This window comes from Sulfuriferula plumbiphila (genome assembly GCF_009938015.1).
Classification (GTDB): Bacteria; Pseudomonadota; Gammaproteobacteria; order Burkholderiales; family Sulfuriferulaceae; genus Sulfuriferula; species Sulfuriferula plumbiphila.
In genome coordinates this window covers 1,944,232-1,956,331 of record NZ_AP021884.1, presented here as the reverse complement: position 1 = coordinate 1,956,331, position 12,100 = coordinate 1,944,232, and the positions used below count along the sequence as shown (strand labels likewise).

11 protein-coding genes are annotated in these 12,100 nt (G+C 60.1%); all 11 read left to right on the top strand.

Going from position 1 to position 12,100, the window contains the following annotated elements; genetic code table 11:
• The first annotated feature begins 24 nt into the window (after window positions 1–24).
• Complete coding sequence (locus GZH91_RS10170) at window positions 25–1,992, top strand: bifunctional 3-phosphoshikimate 1-carboxyvinyltransferase/cytidylate kinase (protein ID WP_147072873.1); 1,968 nt, start codon at window positions 25–27, stop codon at window positions 1,990–1,992.
• A 77-nt stretch (window positions 1,993–2,069) separates the two neighbouring features.
• On the top strand, window positions 2,070–3,788 hold the full coding sequence (gene rpsA, locus GZH91_RS10165; protein ID WP_147072871.1) for a 30S ribosomal protein S1: 1,719 nt from the start codon (window positions 2,070–2,072) through the stop codon (window positions 3,786–3,788).
• A gap of 11 nt (window positions 3,789–3,799) precedes the next feature.
• A complete protein-coding gene (locus GZH91_RS10160; protein WP_147072844.1) occupies window positions 3,800–4,087 on the top strand; it encodes an integration host factor subunit beta in 288 nt (95 codons plus the stop codon).
• Window positions 4,088–4,246: 159 nt separating this feature from the next.
• Complete coding sequence (locus GZH91_RS10155; protein WP_147072842.1) at window positions 4,247–4,525, top strand: LapA family protein; 279 nt, start codon at window positions 4,247–4,249, stop codon at window positions 4,523–4,525.
• A gap of 17 nt (window positions 4,526–4,542) precedes the next feature.
• Window positions 4,543–5,703 carry a lipopolysaccharide assembly protein LapB gene (gene lapB, locus GZH91_RS10150; protein ID WP_147072841.1) on the top strand — a complete coding sequence of 387 codons (1,161 nt, stop codon included), beginning with the start codon at window positions 4,543–4,545 and terminating at the stop codon, window positions 5,701–5,703.
• Window positions 5,700–6,407 carry an orotidine-5'-phosphate decarboxylase gene (gene pyrF, locus GZH91_RS10145; protein ID WP_147072839.1) on the top strand — a complete coding sequence of 236 codons (708 nt, stop codon included), beginning with the start codon at window positions 5,700–5,702 and terminating at the stop codon, window positions 6,405–6,407. The genes lapB and pyrF overlap by 4 nt, the downstream gene beginning before the upstream one ends.
• Window positions 6,404–7,726, top strand: a complete 1,323-nt coding sequence (locus GZH91_RS10140; protein ID WP_147072837.1) for a UDP-glucose dehydrogenase family protein — start codon at window positions 6,404–6,406, stop codon at window positions 7,724–7,726. Before pyrF ends, GZH91_RS10140 begins: the two co-directional genes overlap by 4 nt.
• Window positions 7,723–8,652, top strand: coding sequence for a D-glycero-beta-D-manno-heptose-7-phosphate kinase (gene rfaE1 / locus GZH91_RS10135; protein WP_147072835.1), 930 nt, complete (start codon window positions 7,723–7,725; stop codon window positions 8,650–8,652). Before GZH91_RS10140 ends, rfaE1 begins: the two co-directional genes overlap by 4 nt.
• Window positions 8,653–8,758: 106 nt before the next feature.
• The gene (gene rfaD / locus GZH91_RS10130; protein WP_147072833.1) at window positions 8,759–9,760 is read left to right on the top strand and encodes an ADP-glyceromanno-heptose 6-epimerase; all 1,002 of its coding nucleotides are present in this window, start codon (window positions 8,759–8,761) and stop codon (window positions 9,758–9,760) included.
• 58 nt (window positions 9,761–9,818) lie between these two features.
• A complete protein-coding gene (gene cysM, locus GZH91_RS10125) occupies window positions 9,819–10,712 on the top strand; it encodes a cysteine synthase CysM (RefSeq protein WP_147072831.1) in 894 nt (297 codons plus the stop codon).
• A gap of 20 nt (window positions 10,713–10,732) precedes the next feature.
• The gene (radA, locus tag GZH91_RS10120) at window positions 10,733–12,094 is read left to right on the top strand and encodes a DNA repair protein RadA (protein WP_147072829.1); all 1,362 of its coding nucleotides are present in this window, start codon (window positions 10,733–10,735) and stop codon (window positions 12,092–12,094) included.
• The last annotated feature ends 6 nt before the right edge of the window (window positions 12,095–12,100 follow it).

Sequence of the window (12,100 nt, the reverse complement as noted above, 5' to 3'; positions counted from 1 at the left end):
CAAGCATTCGCCAAAAAATTGATGATGGAATTTCTCGACCTCTCCCCGCTGACTCGCGCCCGGGGCACGATTCAGTTACCCGGTTCCAAAAGTATCTCCAACCGCATTCTGCTGTTGTCCGCGCTCGCGCAGGGCACAACGGATGTGAGAAGCCTGCTGGACTCCGACGATACCCGCGTGATGCTGGATGCGCTTGCCTGTCTGGGTGTGAACTGGATCCGCCGCGGTGACACGCAAGACTATGTCGTACAGGGAGTGGGCGGGGCGTTTCCGGTCAAGCAGGCCGAGTTGTCGCTGGGCAATGCGGGCACCGCGTTCCGCTCGCTCACGGCGGCCCTGGCGCTCTGCGGCGGCAATTACACCTTGCGTGGTGTGCCGCGCATGCATGAGCGACCCATCGGCGATCTGGTCGATGCCTTGCGCCAACTCGGTGCGCAGATCGACTACCTGGACAACGCGGATTTCCCGCCGTTAAAGATTGCGCCTGCGCAATTGACGGAAGCAAGCGAGGTGGCGGTGCGCGGTAATGTGTCGAGCCAGTTTCTGACCGGGCTGTTGCTGGCGGCACCCCTTACCGGCAAATCCATCACCATCCGGGTCATCGGCGAACTGATTTCCAGGCCCTACATCGAGATTACGCTGAACCTGATGCGCCGCTTCGGCGTGGAAGTCGAGCGTGACGGCTGGCAAGCCTTTACCGTGCCTGCGGGCCAGGTTTACCGCAGCCCCGGCAGCATTTACGTCGAAGGCGATGCGTCTTCGGCGTCATATTTCCTGGCGGCGGGCGCCATCGGCGGCGGCCCGGTGCGGGTGGAAGGCGTGGGCAGCGCCAGCATCCAGGGCGACATCCGCTTTGCCGAGGCGCTGCAGCAGATGGGCGCAACCATTGCGATGGGCGGGAACTGGGTGGAGGCGTCGGCACAGGGTCGCCTGCATGGCATCGACGCGGATTTCAATCACATTCCCGATGCCGCCATGACCATCGCGGTGGCGGCGCTGTTTGCGCAGGGCTCTACCATGCTGCGCAATATCGGCAGCTGGCGGGTGAAGGAAACCGACCGCATCCACGCCATGGCGACGGAGCTGCGCAAGTTGGGAGCGACAGTGGAGGAGGGCGCGGATTTCCTGCGTGTGACGCCGCCCGTGCAGCTTCAACCCGCAACGATTGATACCTACGATGACCACCGCATGGCGATGTGCTTTTCGCTGGTGGCACTGGGCGGCGTGGCAGTGCGGATTAACGACCCGAAATGCGTGAACAAGACGTTCCCGGGATATTTCGAGGCGTTTGCCTCGATAACCCAGCGCTCGGTCATGAGCACGGACATCCCTGTCATTGCGATAGACGGCCCTTCCGCTTCCGGCAAGGGCACGGTCGCGGCCTTGGTCGCGCGCGCACTGGGGTTCCACTATCTGGACAGCGGGGCGTTATACCGCCTTACCGCACTGGCGGCGCAGCGGCGTGGTGTCGCGCTGGATGATGAGGCGGCGCTGGCGCAACTCGCGCGCAATCTGGATGTGCGTTTCGAGGGCGGTGAAATCTGGCTGGACGGTGAACGGGTGAGCGATGAATTGCGCACCGAGAGAATTGGTAATGGCGCGTCCAAGGTGGCGGCGCTGCCTGCGGTGCGCACCGCCCTGCTGGAACGCCAGCGTGCCTTCCGTCAGGCACCCGGTCTGGTAACCGATGGACGCGATATGGGCTCGGTGGTGTTTCCCGATGCTGCGACCAAAATTTTCCTCACAGCCAGTGCCGAGGAACGTGCGCAACGTCGTTATAAGCAGTTGATGGAAAAAGGATTCGATGCTAATCTGTCAAACTTGCTTGAAGAGTTAAGCGAACGTGATGCGCGTGATGCGGCACGTAGCGTAGCGCCACTCAAGCAAGGCGCGGATGCCATCCTGCTGGAAACCACGCACCTGTCCATCGACCAGGCGGTCGCCACGGTGCTGGCTTGCTATCAGGCCAGGCAATCCGGGCAAGGTGCTTGAACCCGGTTACCGGGTTTGGGCTTTGTGATAATTTACCCCGCATCTGAACGCGGATTTTTAGGCCTTTACTTTTCATGATGTCTACTGCTTCTTCCTCTACCGAACCCAGTTTTGAAAGCTTTGCCGCCCTCTTTGAAGAGAGCTTGACGCGCCAGGAACTGCGCGCGGGTGAAGTCATTACCGCCGAAGTCGTGGCGATTGACGATAATTTCGTCACCGTAAACGCCGGGCTGAAATCCGAAAGCCTGATTGCTACCGAAGAATTCCGTAATGACCATGGCGAGCTTGAAGTCGCAATAGGCGATTTTGTCAGCGTGGCCATTGAGATGCTTGAAGACGGCTATGGTTCGACCAAGCTGTCGCGCGACAAGGCCAAGCGCCTGGCGGCCTGGATCAGCCTGGAGAAATCCATGGAAGACGGCGAAATCGTCACCGGCATGGTCAACGGCAAGGTCAAGGGCGGTCTGACTGTGATGGTGAACGGTATCCGCGCCTTCCTGCCCGGTTCGCTGGTGGACATCCGCCCGGTCAAGGACACCGCGCCGTACGAAAACAAGGAAATGGAATTCAAGGTCATCAAGCTCGACCGCAAGCGCAACAACGTGGTGGTATCGCGTCGCGCTGTGCTGGAACAGAGCATGGGTGCCGATCGCCAGGTGCTGATGGACAGCCTCAAGGAAGGTGCCATCGTCAAGGGCGTGGTCAAAAACATCACTGACTATGGCGCGTTCGTGGATCTGGGCGGCATCGACGGCCTGCTGCACATCACCGACATGGCCTGGCGTCGTGTCAAGCATCCGTCCGAAGTGGTGCAGGTGGGCGACGAAGTGGAAGCCAAAATCCTCAAGTTCGACCAGGAAAAAAACCGCGTTTCCCTGGGTATCAAACAATTGGGCGACGACCCATGGAGTGGTCTGTCGCGCCGTTACCCAACCGGTACCCGCATGTTCGGCAAAGTGGCTAATCTGACCGACTACGGCGCGTTCGTGGAAATCGAGCCGGGCATCGAAGGTCTGGTGCACGTGTCCGAAATGGACTGGACCAACAAAAACGTGCATCCGTCCAAAGTGGTTCAGCTGGGCGATGAAGTGGAAGTGATGGTGCTTGAGATCGACGAAGAGCGCCGCCGTATTTCCCTGGGCATGAAGCAGTGCAAGTCCAACCCGTGGGATGATTTCGAAATGAATCACAAGAAGGGCGACAAGGTGAGCGGCCAGATCAAGTCGATTACCGACTTTGGCGTGTTCATCGGCTTGCCTGGCGGCATTGATGGCCTGGTGCACCTGTCCGATCTGTCCTGGAGTCAGCCTGGCGAAGAAGCCGTGCACAACTTCAAGAAAGGCGATGAAGTGGAAGCCATGGTGCTGGCCATCGACGTGGAACGCGAGCGTATTTCGCTGGGTGTCAAACAGATGGAAGGCGACCCGTTCAACAATTACGTGTCTGCTTTTGACAAGGGCAGCATGGTCAAAGGCACAGTCAAATCCATGGATGCCAAAGGTGCCGTGATCCAGCTGGCGGATGAAGTTGAAGGTTATCTGCGTGCCTCCGAGCTGTCGCGTGATCGCGTGGAAGACATCCGCACTCACCTCAAGGACGGCGACGAAGTTGAGGCGATGATCATCAATATCGACCGTAAAAACCGCAGTATCAATCTTTCGGTAAAAGCCAAGGATAATGCTGAACAGACCGAGGCACTGCAAAAGCTGGCGGGCGATCAATCCGCGAGTACCGGCACGACCAGTCTGGGTGCGCTATTGAAGGCCAAGCTTGATAATAAGAACCTCGAGTCCTGAAAGGCGTGTCCATGACCAAGTCGGAGCTGATTGTGCGGCTTGCCGCGCGCTATCCCCAGTTGGTCGTTACCGACGCAGAACTGGCGGTCAAGACCATACTGGACGCAGTTTCCAAAAGCCTGGCTGAAGGGGAGCGGATCGAAATTCGCGGTTTTGGCAGCTTTAGCCTGAACTACCGTCCCCCGCGCCTGGGGCGCAACCCTAAAACCGGCGAGAAGGTGGCAGTGCCCGAGAAATACGTGCCTCACTTCAAAGCTGGTAAAGAGTTGCGTGAGCGCGTGGATTGCAAGGCAGTCTGAGTTCAGCGGGCCTAATGGCTTGTCCGTGAATGATTTAACGCCACATTATTCACGGGCAAGCTCCAAGTAAACGGCATGTCGCAAGACATGCCGTTTTTTTATGGGCGAAGCGGGGCGCAAAGGTTAAAATCAGGCATTGCCGATGAGCAGGAGTAATCGATGCGTTATCTTGGGTGGATACTGAAAGGGGTTTTGTTCATCTTGCTGCTCGGATTTGCGATAAAGAATAGCGATGTGGTTACCCTGAGTTACTACCTCGGCTATGAATGGCAGGCGCCACTGGTGCTGATCCTACTGATGTTTTTTGTGGCAGGTGCAGTGGTGGGCGTCGCCGCATGCATGGGCTATCTGTTTCGGCAGCGCCGCGAACTGGCACGCCTGCGCAAGGATGCCGAGGCCAGGCAAATTGCCTTGCCCGATGAGATGTCACCCAATTAATTGAGCGAACAACAATAATGGAATTTGAACTTTGGTGGCTGCTGGCGCTGCCGCTGTTTTTTGGCCTGGGCTGGCTGGCCGCGCGCGTCGACATTCGTCACGCGATGAGCGAATCGCGCAGTCTGCCCGCCTCGTATTTCAAGGGGCTCAATTACCTGCTCAATGAGCAGCCGGACAAGGCCATCGAAGCCTTTATTGAAGTGGTCAAAGTGGACAGCGACACAGTGGATCTGCACTTTGCCCTGGGTGGCCTGTTCCGCAAGCGCGGCGAGGTGGAGCGTGCCATTCGTATGCACCAGAATCTGGTCGAGCGCGATGACCTGCCCGATGAGCAAAAGCTCAAGGCGCTGTCCGAGTTGGGTCAGGATTATCTCAAGGCGGGTCTGCTCGATCGCGCAGAGGATATTTTCAACCGGCTGGAAAAAACCGCATATGCCGGTCAGGCGCGCAAATTCCTGCTGGAAATTTATGTGCAGGTGAAGGACTGGCACAAGGCGATTGCCGCCGCACGCGAACTTGCGCTGATTTCCAGCCAGCCGTATCACATCGAAATCGCGCATTATTTTTGCGAGCTCGCCACCATCGAAAACGTTCACGGTAACCCGCAAGCTGCGCGTGCGCATCTTGAAGAAGCGCTGGCGGTTAACCGCAATTGCGTGCGTGCCAACATGTTGCTGGGCGAAATCGAGGCCGCCAATGGTGCACATGAAGCCGCAATCGCATTGTGGAAACGTGTGGAAGCCCAGAGTAGCGTCCATCTGGCGCTGATTACCGATCGCCTGATGGACTGCTATCGTGCATTGGGACGCGAGCCGGAGGGATTGGCGTGGCTGCGCGCTGCACTGGCGCGGCATCCGTCATTTGAGCTGTTCAACGCGGTTTTCGCCGGTACGCTCAAAACCCAGGGCGCAGAGGCAGCCTATCAGCTGGCGCAGGAAGAATTGCGCCGCAGCCCAAGCCTGCGCGGTCTGGACCGCTATGTGGAAGCCGAACTGCTGGGCGCCCCCATCGAGCGCCGCCAGGACCTGCAAATCATCAAGGGGCTGGTGTACAGCTACAGCCAGCGCCAGTCCATGTATCAATGCGAAAAATGCGGCTTCAAGGCGCGCAAATTCTTCTGGCATTGCCCGGCATGCGGCAGCTGGGACAGTTTTCCGCCGCAGAAAAGGGAAGAATGAAGGATCCGAAAATCATTGTCGCGCTGGACTACCCGGACGCAGACAGCGCCATGGCGCTGGTCGCTCAGCTCGATCCGCAGTTGTGTCGTCTCAAGGTTGGCAAGCAGCTATTCACTGCCGCCGGTCCCCGCTTTGTGGAGTCGCTCGCCGACAAGGGCTTTGCGGTGTTTCTTGACCTCAAGTTCCATGACATCCCCAGCACCGTAGCACTTGCCTGCAAGGCAGCGGCAAACCTTGGTGTGTGGATGATGAATGTCCATGCCATGGGCGGGACTGCCATGTTGCGCGCTGCACGTGAGGCGCTGGGTGAATCAGCGCAGCGCCCGCTGCTGATTGCCGTCACCCTCCTCACCAGCATGGGCGAACAGGATATGGCGGCGATTGGCGTTGCCGGCAGCCCGCAGGACGCAGTGCTGCGCCTGGCGTCTCTGACCCATGCTGCGGGGCTGGATGGCGTGGTATGTTCGGCGCAGGAGGCAGCCCTGCTTAAGCGCACGTTTGGGCAGCCGTTTTGCCTGGTCACCCCCGGCATTCGTCCGGCCATGGCGGCGCTGGGTGATCAGCAGCGGGTAATGACACCGGCTGCGGCGCTGGCGGCAGGTTCGGACTATCTGGTGATTGGCCGGCCGATTACCCATGCGGCAGATCCGCTCAAGGCTTTGCAGGGCATCCACACCGAAATATCAAACTGGGAGAACACATGAAAATCACGGTCATCGGAACAGGCTATGTCGGCCTGGTAAGCGGAACCTGTCTGGCCGAAGTTGGCAACGACGTGCTGTGCCTGGACGTGGACGCCAAAAAAATTGCCATCCTCCAGGGCGGCGGCATCCCCATTTACGAGCCCGGTCTGGAGGACATGGTCAAGCGCAACGTGACCGCGGGCCGCCTGCGTTTTACCACCGATATTGAAGCCGCCGTGCAGCACGGCGCGATCCAGTTCATTGCCGTGGGCACGCCGCCGGACGAGGACGGTTCCGCCGACCTGCAATACGTGGTCGCCGCCGCGCGTAACATCGGCAAACACATGACCGATTACAAGCTGGTGGTGGACAAATCCACCGTGCCGGTCGGCACCGCCGACAAGGTGCGTGCGGCATTGCAGGAAGAGCTCGAGCGGCGTGCGGTCAAGCTGGAATTCAGCGTTGCTTCCAACCCGGAGTTCCTCAAGGAAGGCGCCGCGGTAGAGGATTTCATGCGCCCGGACCGCATCGTCATCGGTACCGACAACGAGCATGCCACGCAGATGATGCGTACCCTGTATGCCCCGTTTCAGCGCAACCGCGAACGCCTCATTACAATGGATATCCGCTCGGCGGAACTGACCAAATATGCCGCCAACGCCATGCTGGCGACGCGCATTTCGTTCATGAACGAGCTCGCCAATCTGGCGGAAAAACTCGGTGCGGACATTGAAAACGTGCGTCACGGCATTGGCTCGGATCCGCGCATTGGCTATCACTTCCTCTATCCCGGTTGTGGCTACGGCGGCTCGTGCTTCCCCAAAGACGTACAGGCGCTGCGCCGCACAGCGGGTGAATACGGTGCGCCGATGCATGTCATCGATGCGGTGGAAGTCGCCAACGATGCGCAAAAGCACGTACTGCTGGACAAAATCATTGCCCGCTTTGGCAATGATCTGCAAGGCAAGACCTTCGCTGTCTGGGGGCTGGCATTCAAACCCAACACCGACGACATGCGCGAGGCGCCCAGCCGCGTACTGATGGAGGGTTTGTGGGAGCGCGGTGCCAAGGTGGCCGCGCACGATCCGGCAGCCGCGCATGAAACCCGGCGTATTTATGGCGACCATCCGCAATTGCAACTGGTGGATAATCCCATGGCGGCATTGCAGGGCGCGGATGCGCTAGCCATCGTCACTGAGTGGAAAGTTTTCCGCAGCCCGGATTTCAGCGCGATGAAGGCCGCGTTGAAAACGCCGCTGATTTTTGATGGCCGCAATCTGTACGACCCGGCCAGCATGCGCGCGGCAGGTTTCGAATACCTCGCCATCGGCCGCCAATGAAACCGGATCGGCTTTTGGCCGGCGCGCGCATCCTGGTGGTGGGGGATGTGATGCTGGACCGCTACTGGTTTGGCGATGTGGCGCGCATTTCGCCCGAGGCGCCGGTGCCGGTGGTCAAGATCAACCGTCAGGAAGAACGCCTGGGCGGTGCCGCCAACGTGGCACGCAATGCCGCAGCGCTGGGTGCAAACAGCACCCTGTTATCTGTTGTCGGCGCCGACGAAGCGGGCGCTGCCGTCGCCCGTCTGCTGCAGGCGGATGGCATCCACGCCAGCCTGCACCAGGACGCCACGCTGGCGACCATCATCAAGCTGCGCGTCATCGGCCGTCAGCAACAGTTGCTGCGCATTGATTTCGAAACGCCGCCCAGTCATGCCGTGCTGGCCGACAAGCTGGACCGCTTCCATGCCATGCTGGCGGATTACGCGCTGGTGATTTTGTCCGACTATGGCAAAGGCGGGCTGACGCACATTGAAGCCATGATTGCCGCCGCCAACGCCCGCGGGGTGCCGGTGCTGGTCGATCCCAAAGGCGACGACTACGCACGCTACCGCAATGCCACCTTGCTTACCCCCAACCGCAGCGAATTCCGCGAAGTGGCGGGGAGCTGGAAAGGCGAGGACGAATTCCGTGCCAAGGCCGCAGCGCTGCGTCTGGAGCTGAACCTGAAAGGTCTGCTGGTCACCCGCAGCGAGGAAGGCATGACCCTGTTTACTGCCGAGGGTGTGTTCCACCAGGCCACCGAGGCGCAGGAGGTGTTTGATGTCAGCGGCGCGGGCGATACCGTGATTGCCACCCTGGGTGTCATGCTGGCGGCCGGTCTGACCCTGGAGGAATCCGTCACCTGGGCCAACCGTGCGGCCGGCATCGTGGTCGGCAAGCTGGGTACGGCGGTGGTGCACCCGCAAGAGTTGTTTGAGGAATAGCAAAGCATGGACAGGATTAACAGGATTTTTTACAGGAAAAATCGGGTTGCTCAATGTAAATCCTGAGAAATCCTGTTAATCCTGTCTAATCAATTAAGGAAACAGCATGTATTACATCGTTACTGGCGCAGCGGGTTTCATTGGCGCAAATCTGGTCAAGGGGCTCAACGAGCGTGGCATTACCGACATTATCGCAGTGGACAACCTCGCCAAAGCCGACAAATTCAGGAATCTCACCGATTGCGAAATTGCGGATTACCTGGACAAACACGAATTTCTCGAACTCATCCACTCGGATGCACTGGACGGTGAGGTGGCGGCGGTGTTCCACGAGGGCGCGTGTTCCGACACCATGGAAACCGACGGCCGCTACATGATGGAAAACAACTACCGCTACTCCCTGGATCTGCTCAATTTTTGCCAGGAAAACAACACCGCTTTCCTGTATGCCTCATCCGCTTCGGTGTACGGCGCGGGCAGCGTGTTCAGCGAACAGCGCGCGCACGAGTCGCCGCTCAATGTCTACGGCTATTCCAAGTTCCTGTTCGACCAGGCGGTGCGCCGCATGTGGCACGACAAGACCGCGCAGATCGCCGGTTTCCGCTATTTCAACGTGTACGGCCCGCGCGAGCAGCACAAGGGACGCATGGCCTCGGTGGCGTTCCATTTCTTCAACCAGTACAGCACCCACGGCAAGGTGAAGCTGTTCGAAGGCTGCGACGGCTATGCCAACGGCGAACAGCGCCGCGACTTTGTTTCCATCGAAGACGTCGTCAAGGTCAACCTGTGGTTCCTCGACCATCCCGGGCAATCCGGCATTTTCAACCTTGGCACCGGTCGCAGCCAGACCTTCAACGATGTCGCGGTAGCAGTCATCAACACCTGCCGTGCCCATGCCGGCGAGCCGCCGCTGGATCTGGCTACGCTGCAAGCCCGCGGCATCATTGAATACATGGATTTTCCCGCTGCGCTCAAGGGCAAATACCAGAGCTTCACCCAGGCCGATATTTCCGCCCTGCGCCAGGCCGGCTACGACGCACCGCTGCTTAGCGTGGAACAGGGTACGGCACGCTATGTGGAGGTGCTGCGCGCGGCGCACACTGGCTGAGACTAAAAAATCCTGTGAATCCTGTCTGATCAATCACTCATTTCGTGCCGAGGCCGCTATGCCCCAGTTCAAAACCATCGAAGACTTCGTCGGCAACACCCCGCTGGTGCGGCTCAAGCGCATGCCGGGCGAAACCAGCAACACCATCCTGGTCAAGCTGGAGGGCAACAACCCGGCCGGTTCGGTGAAAGATCGCCCGGCGCTGTCCATGATCGCCCACGCCGAAGCGCGCGGCGACATCCGGCCCGGCGATACCCTGATCGAGGCCACCAGCGGCAACACCGGCATTGCGCTGGCGATGGCCGCCGCCATGCGCGGCTACAGGATGATCCTGGTCATGCCTGAGCACCTGTCCCTGGAACGCCGCCAGACCATGCGTGCTTTCGGCGCGGAATTCGTGCTTACCAGCAAGGCCGGCAGCATGGAGGAAGCCATCGACGTCGCCAATAAAATGCAGGCTGAAGGCAAAGGCATCATCCTCGACCAGTTCTCCAACCCGGACAACCCGCTGGCGCACTACGAGGGCACCGGCCCGGAAATCTGGCGCGATAGCGAAGGCAGCATCACCCATTTCGTCAGCAGCATGGGCACCACCGGCACCATCATGGGCACCGCGCGCTATCTGAAGGAACAAAACCCGGCGATCCGGGTTGTCGGCGTGCAGCCCAAGGACGGCGCGCAAATCCCCGGCATCCGCAAATGGCCGGAGGCCTACCTGCCGAAAATCTGCGATTTCTCGCGCATCGACCAGATGATCTACGTCGGCCAGCACGACGCCGAAGAAACCACCCGGCGCCTGGCGCGCGAGGAGGGCATCTTCGCCGGCGTGTCCTCCGGCGGTGCGCTGTTCGCGGCGCTGGAACTGTCGAAGCAGGTGGAAAATGCCGTGATCGTTTCCATCGTGTGCGACCGCGGCGACCGCTATCTATCGACCGGGGTGTTTCCGGCCTGAGCGGTTCTACGGATAATCTGATGGCTAAAGCAAAAACCCTCTATTCCTGCACCGAATGCGGCGACACTTTGAGCAAGTGGCAAGGCCAGTGCCCATCCTGCCACGCCTGGAACACGCTGGTGGAAACCATTGCCGGGGTCGCTGCGCCGTCGCGCTACAGCGCGCTGTCGGTGGTGAGCCAGGTGGTGTCACTGGCTGCGGTGGAAGCGGTCGAGGACGAGCGCGTCGCCACCGGCATCGGCGAGCTCGACCGGGTGCTGGGCGGCGGGGTGGTGAAGGGCGGGGTGGTGCTGATCGGCGGCGATCCGGGCATCGGCAAGTCCACGCTGCTGTTGCAGGCGCTGTCTGGCATGAGTGCGGCGCACAGGACGCTGTATGTGAGCGGCGAGGAATCGGCGCGGCAGATTGCCTTGCGCGCGCATCGCTTGCAGCTGGATGCCGCAGATCTGCAATTGCTGGCGGAAATCCAGCTGGAGAAAATTCTCGCCACGCTCAACGAGCACAAGCCTTTCATCGCGGTAATCGATTCCATCCAGACGGTTTATTCCGAGGCGCTGCAATCCGCGCCCGGTTCGGTGGCGCAGGTGCGCGAGTGTGCGGCGCAGTTGACGCGCTACGCCAAGCAGACCGGCACGGTGATTTTCCTGGTCGGCCACGTCACCAAGGAAGGCGCGCTGGCCGGGCCGCGCGTGCTGGAGCACATCGTCGATACGGTGTTGTATTTCGAGGGCGACACCAGTTCCGCCTTCCGACTGGTGCGGGCGTTCAAGAACCGCTTCGGCGCGGTCAACGAACTGGGGGTGTTCGCGATGACCGACAAGGGGCTGAAAGGCGTATCCAACCCGTCGGCGATTTTCCTGTCCGGGCATAGTGCCGACGTCCCCGGATCGTGCGTGATGGTGACCCAGGAGGGCACGCGCCCGTTGCTGGTGGAGATTCAGGCGCTGGTGGAGTCGTCGCCGTCGCCCAATCCGCGCAGGCTCAGTGTCGGCCTGGAGCAGAACCGTCTGGCGATGCTGCTGGCAGTGCTGCACCGCCATGCCGGCCTGGCGTGTTATGACCAGGACGTGTTCATCAACGCGGTGGGCGGGGTGCGCATCAACGAGCCGGCGGCGGATTTGCCGTTGCTGCTGGCGATAGTTTCATCATTCAAAAACAAGGCAATGCAGGATAAACTTGTAGTGTTTGGCGAGGTTGGTCTGGCAGGGGAAATCCGTCCGGTGCAGCGTGGCCAGGAGCGCCTGAAAGAGGCCGCCAAGCTGGGCTTCACCCGCGCCATCGTGCCTGCTGCCAACAAGCCGCGCCAGGCGATTGCGGGGATGGACGTCATTGCAGTGGAACGCCTGCAGGATGCGGTGGCGTACCTGCGCGAGCAGGGGTAGCGACGC